Origin of the sequence: Streptomyces sp. NPDC051913, from assembly GCF_044593635.1 — a bacterium.
Taxonomy (GTDB): domain Bacteria; phylum Actinomycetota; class Actinomycetes; order Streptomycetales; family Streptomycetaceae; genus Streptomyces.
This window is the reverse complement of sequence record NZ_JBIUCI010000003.1, coordinates 174,449-192,916: the sequence shown is the minus strand read 5'-3', so window position 1 is coordinate 192,916 and position 18,468 is coordinate 174,449. Positions and strand designations below refer to the sequence as shown.

General features: G+C 66.0%; 10 protein-coding genes, 1 tRNA gene and 1 pseudogene. 4 read left to right on the top strand and 8 right to left on the bottom strand.

Going from position 1 to position 18,468, the window contains the following annotated elements:
• Positions 1–273: 273 nt before the first annotated feature.
• From ACIHIX_RS09820 to ACIHIX_RS09810, 3 genes are read right to left on the bottom strand one after another with little or no spacing between them, the layout of a single operon-like run.
• Complete coding sequence (locus ACIHIX_RS09820) at positions 274–3,069, bottom strand: ATP-binding protein (RefSeq protein WP_399952403.1); 2,796 nt, start codon at positions 3,067–3,069, stop codon at positions 274–276.
• 41 nt (positions 3,070–3,110) lie between these two features.
• The gene (locus tag ACIHIX_RS09815; protein ID WP_399952400.1) at positions 3,111–5,795 is read right to left on the bottom strand and encodes a DUF1156 domain-containing protein; all 2,685 of its coding nucleotides are present in this window, start codon (positions 5,793–5,795) and stop codon (positions 3,111–3,113) included.
• Positions 5,792–9,244 carry a helicase-related protein gene (locus ACIHIX_RS09810; protein WP_399952397.1) on the bottom strand — a complete coding sequence of 1,151 codons (3,453 nt, stop codon included), beginning with the start codon at positions 9,242–9,244 and terminating at the stop codon, positions 5,792–5,794. Before ACIHIX_RS09810 ends, ACIHIX_RS09815 begins: the two co-directional genes overlap by 4 nt.
• Before the next feature lie 172 nt (positions 9,245–9,416).
• Between ACIHIX_RS09810 and ACIHIX_RS09805 the strand changes: the two genes are divergently transcribed.
• Positions 9,417–10,757, top strand: a complete 1,341-nt coding sequence (locus ACIHIX_RS09805) for a helix-turn-helix domain-containing protein (protein ID WP_399952394.1) — start codon at positions 9,417–9,419, stop codon at positions 10,755–10,757.
• 198 nt (positions 10,758–10,955) lie between these two features.
• The gene (locus tag ACIHIX_RS09800; protein WP_399952392.1) at positions 10,956–11,216 is read left to right on the top strand and encodes a hypothetical protein; all 261 of its coding nucleotides are present in this window, start codon (positions 10,956–10,958) and stop codon (positions 11,214–11,216) included.
• On the opposite strand, the pseudogene ACIHIX_RS09795 reads toward ACIHIX_RS09800, so the two are convergent.
• From ACIHIX_RS09795 to ACIHIX_RS09780, 4 genes and pseudogenes are all read right to left on the bottom strand, one after another.
• Positions 11,159–12,037 (bottom strand): annotated as a pseudogene (locus ACIHIX_RS09795) (IS5 family transposase). The gene ACIHIX_RS09800 and the pseudogene ACIHIX_RS09795 sit on opposite strands and share 58 nt — an antisense overlap.
• Positions 12,038–12,241: 204 nt before the next feature.
• Positions 12,242–12,315: transfer RNA gene (locus ACIHIX_RS09790), tRNA-Pro, on the bottom strand.
• 42 nt (positions 12,316–12,357) lie between these two features.
• A complete protein-coding gene (locus tag ACIHIX_RS09785) occupies positions 12,358–13,152 on the bottom strand; it encodes a Pr6Pr family membrane protein (protein WP_399952389.1) in 795 nt (264 codons plus the stop codon).
• Positions 13,153–13,524: 372 nt separating this feature from the next.
• Positions 13,525–14,451 (bottom strand): metallophosphoesterase, encoded by a 927-nt coding sequence (locus tag ACIHIX_RS09780; RefSeq protein WP_399952386.1) that lies wholly within the window; start codon positions 14,449–14,451, stop codon positions 13,525–13,527.
• Positions 14,452–14,551: 100 nt separating this feature from the next.
• Here ACIHIX_RS09780 and ACIHIX_RS09775 point away from each other — a divergent pair, with 100 nt between their 5' ends.
• Positions 14,552–15,019, top strand: a complete 468-nt coding sequence (locus tag ACIHIX_RS09775; protein ID WP_399952383.1) for a GatB/YqeY domain-containing protein — start codon at positions 14,552–14,554, stop codon at positions 15,017–15,019.
• A gap of 221 nt (positions 15,020–15,240) precedes the next feature.
• Here ACIHIX_RS09775 and ACIHIX_RS09770 read toward each other — a convergent pair whose 3' ends face one another.
• On the bottom strand, positions 15,241–17,511 hold the full coding sequence (locus ACIHIX_RS09770) for a transglycosylase domain-containing protein (protein ID WP_399952381.1): 2,271 nt from the start codon (positions 17,509–17,511) through the stop codon (positions 15,241–15,243).
• Between the two features lie 474 nt (positions 17,512–17,985).
• Here ACIHIX_RS09770 and wblA point away from each other — a divergent pair, with 474 nt between their 5' ends.
• The gene (gene wblA, locus ACIHIX_RS09765) at positions 17,986–18,324 is read left to right on the top strand and encodes a transcriptional regulator WblA (protein WP_362943536.1); all 339 of its coding nucleotides are present in this window, start codon (positions 17,986–17,988) and stop codon (positions 18,322–18,324) included.
• Positions 18,325–18,468: the final 144 nt, after the last annotated feature.

Genomic DNA, 18,468 nt, shown 5'->3' with positions numbered 1-18,468 from the left:
ACCTCTTCGTCCCGAACTAGGTCAGATCAAGATCTTCACCTGCTCTGGATGCTGTCTATGCAGGTCAGATCATTGGTCTCGGTTGGTCTGGGATGGCTCGGCAGGGGTTCTGGGAGAAGATCTTCTCCCAGTTTTCTCCCAGGAGATGGACCAGCGGTGAGATGGCCGTGGTCGTGTCTCACGTTGCATGAGCAAGTTTGCGCGAGCGCGCTGTCACTTGGCAGTCCGAGGCCATGCCGTGCCTTTCGCTGCCGGCATCGAGGACATCGCCGCCTATTGTTCGTACGTCTCAGCCCGGAGACCAAGCTGGCCGAGGCCCTCCTCAACGACCAAGTCAATGACGTGCGGGGGTATCGGCTTCGAGGCTCGAACGGAGACGTCCAGTTCTACGCGGACCTCGGCGCCCTGTGCTGCGAAAGGCAGCACCGCCACTTTGACGACATCGCGAACTTTGTCGGCTGGTACATCTGCAATATGCAGCCGAAGACCAGTGGGGCCTGCTGAGGGCGGCCTTGGCGCTGGTACCTCTGAGGCCGTCGGCTCTTTGGTCCCGGGGACAGCAGCCGTCGCTGTTCGCGGGCTGCTCGTGTCAGAAGGATGCGCAGTCGGTGCCTCGGGGCCGCGCAGGGCCTGGGCGCGAGCGGCCCGTACCAGCCACGTGCCCGGCTGGAAGTCGATCTCATCCGGTGAGATCTCTTCCCCGATGCGGATCACTGCGTCGGCCGCCTGCCAGGTGGCGCCCGAAATGAGGCCGAAGACTCCACGCCTTACCCCCTCGGTGAGACAGTCTCGCAGCACCTCGGCAGAGGCGAGTTTCGGTAGCCTTGGGAAGCGCCGAAATGCCTTGAGCAGGTCCTCTATCTCGACAGCCTCCACGTCTGTTGGAAGCAGGTCGAAGCGGTCCGACAACAACGCGGCGGGAGCGAGCCTGTCGAGTAGACCGTCACCTGACCGCAGCCGTTCCGTGACCCGTGAGGTGACGGTCTCGCTGGCACGTGCGGCCCCGAGGTCGAGGTGCTGTGTGGAGGGCGGGGATCCGCCTGTGCCGTTGGCAAGCAAGAACACATGGCGATAAGCCATGGTGAGCAGCGCGGGGAGTCGGTCCTCGGCGCGCACGACCCTCTCGCGCAGGTCGTCCTGCTGTTCCTGATTGAACCGCTTCAGTCGGTGTACGTCGTCTCGCAGTTCGCGCATCGCCGCCAGGGTCCGCGCCAGTGCACGGGCACGGCCGAGGGCGCCCGTGTCGGGAGCGACTACGACCAGTGCGTTCTTGTTGGTGCGGCCGGACTGGTCGTATTCGCTCAGGATTCGATGGGCTGCGTCCCTGACGGTGCCGGGTTCCGAGGGCTCGATCCGGTGCTCAGGATCGAGCAGAGCGAGTGTCAGACGAGGTTCGTCACGGACATCCGAAGAGCTCAGGACGCCGGTCTGCGTGCGCCAGGGGGACTTGGCCGGAGCCACACTCTTGGTGGCCTCTTCCAGTAGCTCGGCGATCGCGTCCTCGGGTACAGCGCTCTCACGCTCGACGATGACCTTGTTCAGGTTGGGCTCGGTGGTGAAACGGTAGCGGCCGCCCTCGTAGCGCATGTACCAGGCGACATTCTTAACAGTGTCCCGGACATCTTCGAGGGCGCCGCGAGACAGCCCCGGTCGGCCCACACCGACGGTCATCTGGGCGTCGGATGCCCCCAGGACCCTGTCGGAGCCGAAGGAGTTAACGAAGGCTGTCGTGGCGAGCTTGGTCGCGAGTCGCAGCTTCTCGATCTCGCCGCCGCGGCGCTGATCCTCAATGCGGGCTCGCGAGTCCTCGCGAATGATGTCGGCGTTCAGAGCCGACAGGTAGGAACCACCGGTGATCTTCAAAATCTCGGCCCGCACCCCAGGATCATGAAGAGGGATGTCTCCCGGGTGAATGAGTGGGGAGACCCGCCCCTCTGCATGGAGAGCCTTGATGCTGTGCGCGAGGGTGCGCAGTGCACCGCGCGTGCGCTGGAAGCCGGACAGAGAGCCCCAGCGATGGGTGAGCAAGTCGATCAGCTCGGGGTGGAAGGGATAAGCGGCCTCGATACGGTCGCGGTAGGCAGGATCACGGTAAACAGCCGGGAGAGCGTCACCGAACTGCTCGGCGTAGTAGTCGCCGTAAGCGTCCGCTACCGCACGGCGCTGGGCAGGAGTTCCAGTGCTCTGGAACAGCCGGGTATGCAGGACAGGGAAGATGTCATCGCCTTCGACAGGCGTGATGACGTTCTCCGTCCGGCCGAATATCTTCGCCAAGCGCTCCAGCAGGTCTTCATGGTTGATACCTGTGAAGTCTTCGAGGTGGGAAGCGGTGAGGGTCGCGACCAGGCAGGCGCCGGGGGTATTGGCGACAGCGGTGGTCAACTCCTTTATGAAGACGAGCGTGTTGGTGGTCAGAGCGCCCTGGTCGCCATCGGCAGTGATGGTCTTCGCCAGGTATTCGAGAGTCTCGTCCATAAGGATGAGACAGGGCGTGTAGCGCTTGAGCAGGGCCACGAGATGGGCGGTGGAGGTCGCCTGGCGGGCCTCGTCCTCGGCTCGAACGTTCTCGTACGCTTCTTGCCCGCCAAGTTGAAAGGCGAGATGACCGAGCAGGGTACGGCCCGGGGAACGGTTCTCCTCGGCACGATCTGGGGTCAGACCGGAGCCGTCGAGGACTACGACAGTGGCCTGCGGAAGGCGGCCATCCACGATGGAGGGGGCGAGCTGGCGCGCGAGCCGGGTACGCGACAGTGCGCGGGCGTTGCCGAAGAGATGGTAGGCAGACAGTAGGGTGTGGGTCTTTCCGCCACCGAATTCCGTCTGCATTCTGTGTACTGCCTTGGCAGCGGGGTCACCGGCTAGCCGATTTCCGATATCGACAAGAGCGGTGCGCAGATTCTCCGTCAAATATGTCTTCTGTACGAAGATTTGGGCATCGCGGTAATCCTGTGGGCCTTCTCCTTTGCTGACCAGGCCCAGGTCTGCGGCGAACAGCGCCTCGTCGAACGAGCCGTTGACAATGTCCAGGTGCGGAGGGGTTATCTCGTTCCAACTCTTGAGGCCGGCCACGGGACGGACGTTCCTTTCGCTATGCGGGTGCTGGAGCGGTATTAGGGCTGCGTGCCGAAGAGGGTGAGCTCCTCGAAGTCCGGGGAGTACTTGGCAGCCCGTTCCGCCAGGTCGTCGCGGTTGCCACCGAGACCGAGCAGGAGCGTGCGCTCACGAGAGCCTTCCGGCAAGAGCTGGGTGACGGCGGTGACCAGCGCCCAGAAAGCAGGCTCGGTGCCCGCGCCACTGGCGCCTAGCAGCGCGTCGAGTTCCTGGCGGCGGCCCTCGTCGTAGAGCAGGCAGGCGGAGTGCATCACATCCACCCAGGAGGGACGCTGGCCGAGCGTGATACTGCGGCGTTCATGAGGTCCGAGCAGCTTGTAGTCGGAGCCGGACTTTCGTATCAACCCTCCCCGTACGGTGAGGGCATCCAGATGAAGATCGAACGCGCGGCACAGCATGTATGCCTCATCTGCAGGAATTGCCAGACCGTCGTACGCCCAGCGCCAAGTGAGGTAAAAGAGTGCACGGCTGTCCAGGCGCTCCAGGGATTCGCCTCCAGTGAGCGACCTGGTGGCGTGTCGAGCCACAGCTTGACGAGCCAGCACCATCAGCTCGTTGACTCCCACCTCGTCTCCCGACAGGCGCAGGACACGGGAGTAGCGGGCGAAGACCTCGAAGGCGGGGCCGATGGCAGAGACGAAGTAGTCCGCGCCGGACAGTTTCATGTCATCGAAGACAGCAAGGCGTTCGGCGATGCGGGCATCCAGGTCGCGGACCACGTCGTCGTAGAAGCCGTCGGTGGCATCGCCCACCTTGCGGCAGACGAGTACCACTGAGGAGGCCAGCACTGAGCCGACGTTGTCGGTGGTGCGTCCCGCCCTTTCGGACTGCATTGGCCATGACGTCGTGACCTTCAGGCCGGCCCGACGCAGGGCGCGCAGCAGGTGTTCCCAGGCGGCGTTGTCGGTGTGGGCGAAGACCAACGAAACGATGCCGTCGTCCGCGACGACTCGGGCGACCTCGTCCAGAGCGCGCTGAAGGCGGGCCTCGAACTCGTCGCGGGATATGTACTCGGCGGAGTCGCGCTGGGCCCGATTCTGGATTACCTCGGCACGCTTGGGAGTCAGTGAGGTGGCGAAGAGTTCGGGGTACAGGTGTCCGATGGACCTCTTGAGCCAGACGTAGAAGAAGTCCGAGAGATCGCCGTACTGAAAGGCGTCGTAGTAGGGCGGGTCGATGATGACCGCGTCGAACTCACCGTCGGCAAAGGGGAGATGCTGAGCGTTGGCACGCTGGACTCGAGAGGGATTGCCTTCGGTCGCGGCAGCACAGTGGCGTAAGGACTGGGTGATCCAATTGAGGGCGCTTGACCAGCCGCTCGGCCCATCGCTGAACGGGTCGATCTCGGTGAAATCCCAGGCCATGCGGATGGCTTGCTGAGGGAAGGTGCTGCGCGGCGCTTCCACGGTGGGCCGCCAGGTGACGAAAGATGAGTTGTAGTCGACCACCCGGTCGACCGCCAATCCCAGATAGGTCGCCAGAGCCAGGGCCCGTTCCGGCTCTGTGCCGCTCTCCAGCATTGCCGCGTGGGCGGACCGAACAGTGTGGGCCAGTATGGCGAGGACCAGCCGTTGGCGGGGGGTGAACATGCCTGCCCAGGTGTCGATGCCGTACGTGAGATTCGGATAGCGCCGATACTGGGAACGCGTCACCAGTTCGTCTGGTATAGCGCTGGTTCCGTCCGGATGGTCGTCCAAGCTCTGCACCATGGCTTCGGCTTGCTCGACCGCGGCATGGTCGGCAGCGGTGGGCTCTCGGTAAATGCGTATCCCATCGGGATCGATGTCAAGGACCCCATAAAGGTAGTGACCGAAGCCGTGCTCACGTGCATAGCCGCGCAGTTCCCGGTCTGGACGGGCGGTCCCGCAGACCGGGCAGGTGACAGTCACCTGGGAGCCGCGACTCGTCTTGGTGCCGAGTTTCCAGTCGCTGCCGTCGGCAGGCGGGCCTTCTGCAAGGCGCAGTTCGATCCGGTCCGGTTGTATGTCGTAGTCGAGACGAATCCGGTGCCGGGTAGAGTCGGCGAGCTTGCGCGAGGAGATCAGCGGAACCGTCCGGCCACAGTGCGGGTCCGCGCACCGCACGGTGCGCGCCCAGAAGTACACGGCTGGCCTGGTGCCGTCCTCACTGCGTGGAAGGGCCTCGGCAAGGCGGGCGTCCGCCGTCTCACGTACCCACTGGCCCCATTGGGCCAACTCGTCGATGAAAGGACGACCGCCATCCTCGCCCACACCGCCGAAGCGAGCGGGGTACTCCAGAACGCAGCGTTGGATGAGATGGGCGACGGGGTTGATGTCGACAGCGGTGGTGTCGCAACCGAGGCGCGCAGCTTCCAGAGGGATCGCGCCCCCTCCTGCGAAGCAGTCAAGGACCTTGGGGGGACGCTCGGGCCAAGCGGTGGCGAGGGCAGTGCGCAGTGGGGCCAGAAAGGCGGGTCGGGAAGAAGCCTCGAAAGAGGCGGCCTGGCCGATATCGGTGAGCAGCCTTTCGCGGGCGTGCGGGCTGCCGGTTCCAGGGTCGGGGACCAGGCTGGCGAGCACCACGCTTCGGGCCATAGCGAGGGGCCTCCGGGCCCACCACAAGTGCATGGTGGAAATGTGGCCGTGTCGCAGGTGCTTCTCCCGACCGGAAGCGGCATTGACGGGGGTCAGCGGGAGCTTCTCCTCGATGAGCGCACGTCTCACTGTGTGTCTCCTTCCGCGGCTTGCGCTGCTTCGACGACGGGTCCAGGGGCGACGCTGTAGCGCACCTCATGCGTGGGCCGGAAGTTCCCGGCAAGGGCGACGGCCGGATCCTGGATGCGGTAGAGCCGAGGATGATCAGTGGCGCAGTCGAGCACCACGTAAAGCCAATAGGCAGGGCCGAACTTGCCGGCAGCGATGTACTCGGACCAGGTGAGTTCGACGGACCCCACCCCAGCACGTCCCTTCACCTCGATATATCGAGTGGTTTCGGCTCGCTGGGAGACAAGGTCGAAGCCCAGGTTGTCGGCTTCGACGGACCTGAGGTCTTCGGAACCATGTGAGTATTCGTGGTCCATGCTGACTTGCACGGCTATCCGTTCGATCTCCGGATCGCTGAGTCCGCGCCCGTTCCCCGCACGCTCGGCCCAGGCATCGACAGGATTGGACGACGCGGGCGGAGGCAGGAGCAGTGCCTGCGCTAGGACGGTGACAGGTCCGCGGTCCACTTGCCGAGTGCGAGCCGTGTCCGCGATACGCCTGTCACGGCGTTCGAGCACTGTGCGCCGAATAAGCTCCGTCCTGCGATGACGGCCCTCGGCACCGGCTCTTCCTTCCTCTAACTCCTCGTCAAGATCGAGTAGTTCGGCGTCGTAGCGAGCCAGCAAGGTACGGAATGAGGCGGTCAGGAACTCCTCTTGAATGTCGGCCGTGCGGGCACGGCGCTCTCGCACTTCGCGCAGTCGAGCCTCGTAGATATTGCCTCTTGCCCACGCGACGAGTTGGGATTCCGGACGGGCGGGCGTTAACTCTTCTCCGTTTGGCTGCGCGGGTTTCCCAGGCAGCAGGTCATACAGGGCGCCGCTCGTGGGAAGGAACTCGCCGGCGGCCTCGATGACGGAAGCCATGCTGCGATGGACTGTCGAGCGATGACCGTCGGTGACTTCGCCTTCCAGGATGTGCAGCAGTGCGGGAGTGCTGAGTCCGGGATCGTGGAAGACGGCGCCGCGCTGCAGAGCGCTCGCTGTCTGCTCGATGACCAGGTCCAAGATCGCCTCGAACAAAGGGTGCCCCGGACCGCAGAGTTCAGCCCGGGGCGCCCCGGACTCCGCGTCCTGCGCCAGCCGCTGCACGGCGACACTCTTGTCGAAGGTGACTCGCTCGTATGACGGTTGCAGCTGGCGAAGCGTACCCAGATCACGGTCGCGGGCGATCAGGATGTCGGGGGTCCGGGTGACCCTGATACTGGCGTGGTCCAGCCGTTCGCGCGCCTGGCCATCCAGATGGTCGACGGCGTCGAGGAAGAAGCGTTTGAGATGTTCCGGGGGCAGACGTCGTTCCTCTGCCCGGGTCGTCTCCTGGCGCTGAATCCGCCAGTCGATGTGCCCCGTCACCAGGGCTTTCTCGGATAGTTCACGCATGCGCGCGATGAGCTGCGCGTCGAACTCCCCGTCATCTGCGCCGAATTGGGCTGCCGCGTCCTCGGACGTCCTCTCGCCTGATACGACGGCTTCGAGTAGTTCGGGGAGGCGGTAGCCGGACAATATCTCGCCTATGACGTCGAAAACCTGGTCCCCCAAGGCTTCGTTCTGGCGCATGGTCTCGATCTTTCCGAGCACCGTGGCCAGTACATGCCCCTCCTTGGTGTTGGCCGCGACAAGATTGAAAATATGAACGTTCTCGGTCTGACCGATGCGGTGCACTCGTCCCATGCGCTGTTCAAGGCGATTGGGGTTCCACGGAATATCGTAGTTGACCATGAGGTGACAGAATTGGAGGTTAATCCCTTCGCCGGCCGCCTCGGTGGCAACCATGATCTGGGCGTGTTCCCGAAAGTCACGCTCAGCCTGTACCCGTTCCGCGGGACGCAGGCCACCGTGGATGACAGCCACGTCGAAGTGCGGGGATAGCTCGTGGACCAGGAAGTCCAGGGTGTCCTTGTGCTCGGTGAAGACCAGGAGCTTCTTCGAGGCGTCATCGCCGACCCCATACTGATCCAGGATCTTCCATAACTCCTGCAGCTTGATCTCCCCGCCCAGAAGCGCTGTATCCTCGGCTTGCGCAAGCAGCGGGCGGAGAAGGCCGAGTTCAGCCTCGATCTCCTCCGGGTCTCTGAAGAGGGAGAGCTGATCGAGAGCTTGCTCCTCGAGCGCCCAGCGCTCGTCCTCGGGACGGTCACCGTTGGTGTTCTTGTCCAGCAGGGTGGAGCCGACGTCCGTTGCTGTCGCTGTCGGCTGCTCCAGTTCCCGCTCCAGACGCTCCACCCTGCGTTGCAGGGTCCGGCAGATGGCCCGTACGGAGGACGCCAGCCGACGCTGCATGGTCGTCAGGGCGAAGCCGGACACGGACGCGCGGCCGCCGTCGGTGCGCTCACGACGGATTTCAGCGAGACCCTGGGTGATGAACTGGGACACCCGGTTGTACAAGTCGAGCTCCGCACCGTCGAGGGCGTAGGCGACCGTGTGCGCGAAGCGTGGCCGGAAGAGGGGCTGGCCGCGGAGGTCCACCATTTGCTCCTTGGTGGTCCTGGAGTAGTGATGCGGCATGATCTCTACGCGGTCAGGGCAACGGTCGCCGTATGCATCGCGATCCAGCAGCCGCATCAGCCCCCACAGGGACTCTTCGCGGCCCGAGTGCGGAGTTGCTGTGAGGAGTAGCAGTCGCTCAGTGTGACGCGCCACGCGCTCGGCGGCCTTGTACCGGCCGGTGCGGTTATCGATCGCCCCACGCTTATTGACCTTCAGGGTGTAGCCGTGGGCCTCGTCGAGGACCGCCAGGTCCCAAGGGCGCTGCGCGGCGGCGAAGGACGCGAGGACTGCCTCCGTCTTCAGTAGATCGCGGGAGACGATGAAAACGCCGTCGGACTCCCAGGGGTTGGCCATGGGGTCCGCGTCCAAGGTGTCCCTGGTGATGCGGCGGGCCGCGATCCGGAAGCGCTCGTCGAGTTCGCGCTGCCACTGGAAGCCGAGGTTGGCAGGGGCGACGATCAGCACTCGGTCGGCCGCACCGCGGAGTTGGAGCTCCTTGATGTAGAGCCCAGTCATGATGGTCTTGCCGGCCCCAGGGTCATCGGCGAGCAGGAAGCGCAGCCGGGGCTCTTCCAGGAACCTGCCGTACACCGCTTCGAGTTGGTGCGGCAGCGGTTCGATGCTAGAGACGGAAAGAGCCCCCATGTCGTTCTGGAAGCGTGTGCGGATCCTGCGGGCTTCCACACCAAGCCGGAAGACTCGCGCGTCCGAGTCGTAGGGGCGCTCTCCGCCGGCGTCGACCACCTCGATGCCCGGGAGCTCGTCCTCGGGCAGACTGACACTCCGGTAGTCCCCGGCGTCGCCTTTGACCAGGAACTCCCAGTAGGCACCTGGTTGGACCTGGATCACGGTGACAGGCTCGGTGTGTCCCGGCAGCCTTAATCGTGCGCCCGCGATCAGCTTCTGCGGATCGAAAAGTGACATCTACGTCCCTCCCCCGACAAGCCGCTGCGCCTGAGCTGCGCCTCGACCGTTCGTAGATTCGGAGAGCGTACACACCGTCGACAGGGAGTCACCCTTCAGGGTACGTCTCAACGGGCAGTACACATCGCAGAGTTGAGGTTTCCGTTGCGCCTATCGGGCGTAACCTGCGCAGGTGACGGTGAGGATCCCCAGACTTGCTCAGTTGCTCGGCGCGGACTTCGACGGCCTGGATCGAAGCCATCTGGTCGAGCTTTGCGACCAGCATGCAGCCGAAGACGTGGACTTGGACTTCAAACAGGACAACGCGTACACCAAGGACGCCGATGGACTGGACGAATTCGCCAAGGACGTGTCAGCCATGGCCAACGCGCGAGGCGGCCTGATCGTCGTCGGCGTCACCGAGAACGACCAGGGTAACGCGGAGCGTTTGAACCCCATCACGATCAGCGACAAACTGCACAACCAGCTTGTCCAGGGCCTACGTAGTCGTGTCTTCCCCTTCCTGCCCCCGGACTTCCGCATACGCATGATCGCTGACAGTCCCACCACTCCGGAGTGCGGCTACATCCTGATCGGGGTTCCGCGTAGTCCGGTCGCCCCGCACGCCGTTCGCCCCACCGGAGGTAAGGGGCAGCAGCGGTACGGGTACGCGCGTCGGCTGGGCCGGACCACTGCCTGGCTGGACGAATCAGAGATAGCGGCCCTCTATCGCGACCGTTTCAAGCTGGCAGAAGACCACTCCCATCGGGTAACCGCACAGTTCGAGGACGACTGCGCGTGGTTGGCGGCTCCCGTTGATGGCAGCATCAGACTGGACATTTCTCTGGTCCCTACGGGACGAGCGGAGCGCCGCATCGACCGCACTTTCCTCCAGGATGTGCGAGGGTTCCTCGGTGCATTAGCGCGACCCGGGGGTGCACCGTCGGCCGCTTTGTCCCGCGACCTGCTGGGCCACGCTCCGGTGATCCGCCGGGGCCGCATGCGGATCTCCGGACCTGGCGTCCACGCGGTCTGGCACTCCGACGGCAGCGCTCACCTTCAGGTCGATCTGGCTTCGGAACCTGCGCCCACGGCAGAGGATGCAGCCGCCCCCGTGCTGAACCTCACCCGTCTGGAAGCCAGCGTGCTCTACGGTCTTCATCTCGCGTGCGCCTATGCGGAGTGGGCCGGAGCCTATGGAGATGCCGATGTGCTCGCCGGCACTTCGTCTCCTGCACAGGTGCTCCTGGACCGCACGCCGCTCAATGGAACCGCCCGCTTCGTGCCGGGGGTGCCGGTGTCGAGTGATACGGGAAGTCCGTGCCATCGCATTGGATATCTGGAAGCCCTGTGCAATGGAAGCATGCAGCTGTGCACGATGGCCCATGCCATCTCGTCCGATCTGCTCGCCGACTACGGTGTGTACGAACCGACTTTGCTGAGGCCAGACGCGACCGTCCGGTCGCAGCGCCTCGCGCAGCGTGAGCGGGCCGAGATGGAAGCGTGGCTCGCGTCCACGTCGGACTCGAACTGAAACGATCCCGGATCATTTCAGCGGGCATGACTGGCCTGTCGGTGATTCGCCCGAACTTGGCGTGCTGAAAGACAAGTTGGAGCCAGGCGGCCGATACCGGCAAGGTGGTGGAGTCGCTGCGGTTGGTGGCCTTCGGCATCAAGCAATGCGGAAGCGAACAGTGAACACCATCGCAAGACGACAAGGTTGGGGCAGCAAGTGACTGATCAGCCGGTATTCGTCCTGGGCAGCAATCTGGAGGCCCTGGAGCCAGCCGCGTTCGAGACCGAGGAGGAGTTTCAGGAACTCCTCGCGCGCCATCCGAGGGTGCTGGATTTCGGCTCGCTGGCCGATGGGCAGCCGTTGCGGCTGGTGTTGGTCGCGCGGGAGATGGGCGTTCCGACTAGGTTCTGTCCGGCGGATCATGGTCGGAGCCATAGCCTGATGGCTGCGGCGGTGACGGTGCCGTGGAAGACGTAGGCCCGCTTGTCGTAGCGGGTGGCGACGGCCCGGGAGTTCTTGAGCCGGTTGATGGTCCGCTCGACCTCGTTGCGGCGTTTGTAGATCTCGCTGTCGAAGCCGGCGGGCCGGCCGCCCTTGCTGCCGCGTCTTTTGCGGTGGGCCCGTTGGTCCTTCGGTTCCGGGATGGTGTGCTTGATCTGGCGTCTTCGCAGGTAGCGGCGGTTTCTGCGGGAGCTGTATGCCTTGTCTGCGCTGAGATGATCCGGCCGGGTGCGCGGGCGTCCGCCCTGGGGGCGGGGAACGCGGACGCGGTCGAGGACCTCGATCATCTGCGGGCGTCACCGGACTGGCCCGGTGTGAGCAGGACGGCCAGGGGGCGGCATCCGCCTTCTCCGGCCAGATGGATTTTGCAGGTCAGGCCGCCCCGGGACCGTCCAAGTCCCTCGTCGGGGTGGTGGTTTCGGGGCGTCGACCTTTTTTCGGGACGCGTGGCGGAGTCTTGCGTGCACCGGCCGCGTGCTGATGGGCCCGCAGGACGTCGAGTCCACGCCGACCATGCTCCAGTCGATCCGGCCGGCCAGGTCGGCGTCCGCCTGGACGGCCGCGAGGATCCGGTCCCAGGTGCCGTCTGCCGACCACCGCCGGTGGCGTTCATAGACGGTCTTCCAGCTGCCGAAACGCTCGGGCAGGTCGCGCCACGGTATGCCGGTGCGGACCCGGAACAGGATCCCGTTGACCACCGAACGGTGGTCGTTCCACCGACCGCCACGCAGCCCTGGCGGAGGCAGATGCGGCTGAAGCCGCACCCACTCCGCGTTCGTCAGATCACCCCGCCCCACACCGAGGACAACGAGCCAGCGACCCGACAGTCACATGATCCGCCGGACAGGACCTAAGCCGCCGCACTTCAGACGGCCTCACCAGTCACCCACTGGGAGAACCCGATCAAGATCTTCTCCCAGATTTCTCCCAAGCGATCTCCAGGAACCACTCAGGGGCCTGATCCAGCAACTGGATCAGGCCCCTGACCTGGTACTTCACTGTCGGGGTGGCGGGATTTGAACCCACGACCTCTTCGTCCCGAACGAAGCGCGCTGCCAAGCTGCGCTACACCCCGATGTCGCTGCAGATCCTGCTTGTCGCGGCGACGTCGTTTACTTTAGCCCACTGGTGGCTGGAGACGAAATCCGGTTTTGGCGCGGTGGTGGGTGCGGTGGCGCAGGGGGTTCGGGCGGATGTGGTCGAGGGCGACGAGGAGGACGGCGAGGGCGTAGAAGGAGAGGCCGAGGAGGAGGGCGTTGCCGAGGACGGTCTTGTAGCCGTGGAGGTCGACGTCCAGGAACGGGTAGAGGTAGCGGGCCGGCGTTCCGGGCAGCAGCAGCCCGCCTCGGGTGAAGGAGAAGGCCAGGTAGGCGAGGGGGAACACCAGCCAGGTCGCCGCGTTGCGTAGGCGCAGGCGGCCGGGGGCCGTCAGGAGCAGCCAGTCCAGGGTCGCCGCGATCGGCAGGGCCGTGTGCAGGGCCACGTTCGTGATCTTCGCCCAGCCCGTCGGCGCCACCGTGTCCGTCATGGAGAACGGCGTAGTCGTCTCTGCCAGGAGCAGGTGGTACACCAGGCCCGTGAGCAGGACGTACAACAGCGTCGCACCGGTCAGTGCGGCCGGCAGCGGGCGGCGTGCGGTCCAGGCCCTGCGGGCCGACGCCGTGGAGACCAACGCCAGCAGCACGGCGCTCTGGATCGTGAAGTAGCTCAGGACTCGGGGCGGGCTGCCCAGGAGCAGGTCGATCGTCACCGCCGCGGCGGCCGTCAGAGCGACCAGCAGGCGGTACGCGGCGGTCAGCGGGCGGCGTACAGGGGCTACCACCGCCGTGGCGGGGACGGGGGAGGCCAGCAGCGCGGGCATGCCTGGGATCGCGGGAAGATCCGGGATGTCCCTGGGTATCGGGGCGGTCATGCCCTCACGCTAAGCAGGGGTGACAAAAGGGGCGATACGGGCGGGCCGTGCGGGTTAACCGCCCGGTCTCCCTGACCGCTCAGTCTCCCTGACCAGCCAGACTCCGCGTCCGCCCAGACTCCACGCCTGCCCAGACTCCGCGCCTGCCCCGGTCTCCGCGCCCGCGCAGTCTCCCTGCGCGTCCGGTGCCCCCGGCCGGCCCAGTCCCCCGGCCCGCCCAGACTCCGCTCCCGAGCAATCCCCCGGCCCGCCCAGTCACCCCACCCGCAACAGCCCCGCCTTGCCCCCCGCAAAGGCCCCGCGCTACCCCCCCCGCAACAGCCCCGTCCTACCCGCGCACCAACCCCGCCCTACCCGCGCAACAACCCCGCCCTACCCCCGCCCCACCAACGTCAACAGCGTCGCCTCCGGCGGGCACGCGAACCGTACCGGCGTGTAGCGGTTCGTGCCGCAGCCCGCCGAGACGTGCAGGTACGACGTCCTGCCCTCCGCCGTGTGCGTCGACAGACCCTTCACCCGGTCCGTGTCGAGGTCGCAGTTGGTGACCAGGGCGCCGTAGAAGGGGATGCACAGCTGGCCCCCGTGCGTGTGGCCGGCCAGGATCAAGGGGTAGGCGTCGGCCGCGTACGCGTCAAGGACGCGCAGATACGGCGCGTGCACCACGCCCATCGAGAAGTCCACCGAGGACGACGGGCCGCCCGCCACCTCCGCGTACCGGTCCCGCTTGATGTGCGGGTCGTCCAGTCCCGTCAGCTCCACCGACACGCCCTCGACCTTCAGCGTGCCGCGCGTGTTCGTCAGGTTGAGCCAGCCCGCCGCGTCGAAACCGTCCCGCAGGTCCTCCCACGGGTTGTGGACCACGCCGACCGCGGGCGGGTTGCCGTTCAGACCGTGCCGGCCGCTCATCTTCTCCAGGAGGTAGCGGGCGGGGTTGCGGGGCTTCGGGCCGTAGTAGTCGTTGGAGCCGAAGACGTACGCCCCCGGGAACTCCATCAGCGGACCCAGCGCGTCCAGGACCTCGGGCACGCCCTCCGGGTCCGACAGATTGTCGCCCGTGTTGATCACGAAGTCCGGGCGGAGGCCCGCCAGCGAGCGCAGCCAGCGCTGCTTCTTTCGCTGGCCGCCGACCATGTGGATGTCGGAGACCTGGAGCACGCGCAGGGGCCGCATGCCGGCGGGCAGGACGGGGACCGTCACCCGTCGCAGGCGGAAGGAGCGGGCTTCGAAGCCCGCCGAGTACAGCAGTCCGGCGGCGCCAACCGCCGCCATTCCCAAAGGAACTCCGTATCGCGCGCGCATGCCTCCATCGTGTCAGATGGCGGGCGCGCACTTGACCAGTCGGCCGGGGTCCCGTAAATGCACGGGCGTCTCTCGTCGTACACCTGCGACAATCAAACCCATGACCACCACGCTCAAGTCGAAGCTGCAGGCAGACCTCAACGCCGCGATCAAGGGGCGCGACGAGCTCCGCTCCTCGACGCTCCGGCTGACCCTCGCCGCGATCACCAAGGAGGAGGTCGCGGGCAAGGAGAAGCGTGAGCTCTCCGACGACGAGGTCCTCAAGGTGATCACCAAGGAGGCGAAGAAGCGCCGCGAGGCGGCGGACGCGTTCGCCCAGGGTGGTCGGGCCGAGAGCGCCGAGCGGGAGAAGGCGGAGGGCGAGGTGCTCTCCGAGTACCTGCCCAAGCAGCTGTCCGACGACGAGCTGCACGACATCGTCGGCCAGGCCGTCGAGGAGGCGAAGGCGGCGGGCGCCGAGGGGCCGCGGGCCATGGGCGCCGTCATGAAGATCGTGAACCCGAAGGTCGCCGGTCTCGCCGAGGGCGGCCGCGTCGCCGCCGTGGTGAAGAAGCTGCTCGCCGGCTGAGCAACAGCCCGTGTGCGGGCCGAGTGTGGCCCGAGTACGGCCTACGGCCAACTGCGGCCGAATACAGCAGGTGCAGCCTGAGGAATGAGCCTCAACGCGGCCTGCCTTGAAGGGGTTTCACACCAGCACGCCGACGTGGCCGGACAGCACAGGGCCAGGACGCCGGAAGCCGCAGCCTCCGGTGTCCTGGCCCGCTCGCTCCGCCGGGCGGGAACGACCCGCTATCCGCGGCCACCGCCATTGCCGTTGTTGCCCTGGAACAGGTTCTCCGGGATGGAGAAGGTGGGCGTCGGGAACGAACCGCCGTCGGTACCGCCGTCGCCCTGGCCGCCGGTGTTGCCGTTTCCGTCGCCGTTGTCCCCGTCGCCGTTTCCGTCCCCGTTGCCATCGCCGTTCCCGTCGCCGCGGCCCGGGTTGTCCTCCGGGATGTCGACGAAGTTGAACTTCGGGGCGTCCTTGCCGGCGAGGGCGCCGGTCATGGCGTCCTTCCAGATCGGGCCCGGGACCTGGCCGCCGTAGACGAGGGAGTTGTACTCGCCGCCGATGTAGATGTTCTTCATCTCGACCTTCTGGGAGGCGCTGCCCACCCAGACGGCGCCCGAGAGGTTCGGCGTGTAGCCGACGAACCAGGCGTTCTTGCGGGAGTCCGTCGTACCCGTCTTACCGGCGTTGTCACGGTCGGAGAGGCCCGCCGTCTTGCCGGTGCCGGAGTCGACCACGCCCTTCAGGAGCTGGTTGACGGTGTCCGCGGTCGTCTCGGACATGGCGCGCGAGCAGGTCGACTTGGGCACCTCCAGGGACTTCTTCTCCTGGCCGACCTTCTGGGTGATCGACTCGATGGCGACCGGCGTGCAGTACATGCCGCGGGCGGCGAAGGCGGCGTACGCGGTCGCCATCGTCAGCGGGGAGATGCCCTTGGAACCCAGCGCGATGGCGGGCACCTCGGGCAGCTTGTCGCCGTTGCCCTGGACGACCTGGAGCTTGTTGGTCATGTTGACCACAGGGCACAGGCCGATATCGGAGATCATCTGCACGAAGTAGGTGTTGACCGACAGCTCCATCGCCTTGCGCAGGCGGTAGGGGCCCTTCTCCGACTCCGACTCGTTCTCCAGCTTCTCGCCCCTCGTGTTGACCCACGGCTTGCTGTCGCAGGTCTGCACGGGGCTCGGGTACTCCATCTGGTACGGCGACGAGTACTCCTGGTCGGCCGGCCTGCCCTCCTCCAGCGCGGCCGCCGCGACGAACGGCTTGAACGTCGAACCGGTCGGGAAGCCGAAGTTGGAGCCGCCCATGCCGTAGCCGACGGAGTAGTTGATCACCGTCTGGTGCTGCTTGGCGTTGGTGCCGTACGGCTTCGACTGCCCCATCGCCACGATCTTGCCGGTGCCGGGCTCGACGAGGGTGGCCGCGGCGGCCACCTTGTCGCTCTCGTAGACGTGGTCCTTCAGGGACTGCTTGACGGAGTCCTGGGCCTGCGGGTCGAGCGTCGTACGGATGGTCAGGCCGCCCTGGTTCCAGGTCTTGGCCCGGGCCTCCTTGGTCTTGCCGAAGACCGGGTCCGTGAGGAAGACGTTGCGCACGTAGTCACAGAAGAACCCGGCGTCGTCGACCGCGGTGATGCAGCCGTTCCTCGGCTTGCTGACCTTCAGGCCCAGCTTCTCGTTCTGCGCCTTCTTGGCCTCCGCCGCCGAGATGTCACCGACCTCGGCCATGCGCTGCAGCACGACGTTGCGCCGCTTGGTGGCCTCCGCCTCGTCGTTGATCGGGTCGTACCGGCTCGGCGACTGGACGATGCCGGCGAGCAGCGCCGACTGGGCGAGGGTGAGGTCCTTGGCGGACGTGGAGAAGTAGCGCTGGGCGGCGGCCTCGACGCCGTACGCCTGCTGGCCGAAGAACGTGATGTTCAGGTAGTTCTCGAGGATCTTCTTCTTGCCGAGCTCCTCCTCGACCTGGATCGCGTACTTCAGCTCCTTGATCTTGCGGCCGATGGTCTGCTGGGTGGCCTGGGCGACCTTCGTCGGGTCGTCGCCCGCCTCTTCCACGAAGACGTTCTTCACGTACTGCTGGGTCAGCGTCGAGGCGCCCTCGGCGACCCCGCTGCTCTGCACGTTCTTGTTGAGGGCGCGCAGCACGCCCTTCAGGTCCACCGCGCCGTGCTTGTAGAAGCGCGAGTCCTCGATCGCGACGATGGCGTTCTGCATGTACGGCGAGATGTCCTTGAGCTCGACCACCGTGCGGTCCCGCGAGTAGACCGTGGCGATGGTGCCGCCCTTGGCGTCGAGGATCGTGGTGCGCTGGCTCAGCGGCGGGGTCTTCAGGTTGGCCGGAAGCTCGTCGAAGCTCTCCACCGATCCCTTGGCCGCGAGTCCGAGCGCGCCGAAGGCGGGCAGTGCGATGCCGGCCAGCACCGCACCCGCGAGCACGCTGACACCGAGGAACTTCGCGGCCTGCTGGGTGGGGGAGAGACCGCCACCGGAGCGCTTCTTCGACATGGGGGCAGCCTAATCCGTACTCATGAGCGTTCGACGAAGACGGCAGGCCGTTTCGAGCGCATGGCAAAGAGAGGGCCTACCTTCTCATTCGCCGGACACGCGCGCAGGCCTTGGCCTAAGCTGCTCTCAACTGTCACAGCAGTGCGGCCACGTATCAATACGTCCGGCGACCCCGAATCGTTCCGGAGGTTCCCCGACTTTCTGGTGGGGGCGTGTCCGAATCCGCCTTGTGTGTCACCTGGTGCCCGTTGTGACTCAACAGAACTGTCCCGCTTTGCCGGGATGATCACGCATGTCGCGGGCTCACTCCCCCGGGTGATCTGCCGCTTACGCATAGTCCGTTCGGGCCATTCAAGATTGGGCCCGAAGGGGGTGTTGCGCTGTGCCCACCTTCCGTAACGTCCTCAACTGGCGGCGGTGAATATGCCGCTGCCGCCGTGGGGGAGCCTCGATTCGGGAGAGGACGGCGCCGGTATGGGCTGGGTAACCGACTGGAGTGCGCAGGCGGCCTGCCGCACTACCGATCCGGATGAACTGTTCGTTCAAGGAGCAGCGCAGAACAGGGCCAAGGCGGTGTGCACCGGATGTCCGGTGCGGACCGAGTGCCTGGCCGATGCGCTCGACAACCGCGTCGAGTTCGGCGTGTGGGGAGGCATGACGGAGCGGGAGCGCCGCGCACTGCTGCGCAGGCGGCCAACGGTCACTTCCTGGCGCCGGCTCCTCGAGACCGCGCGCACGGAGTACGAACGAGGGGCCGGCATCCTGCCCCTCGACGACGACGAGGTGTACGAGAACTACGCGGCGGTGGGCTGAGCCCCCGGGCCGCCCATTGGGGCCCTCGGGCCGTCCATCGGGGCCTTAGGGCCGTCCATCGGGGTCCCCGGGCCTCCATCGAGCTCCTGGGCCTCCATAGGACCTCCGGGCCGCTCATCGGGCTCTTCGGTAACCCGTCGGGGC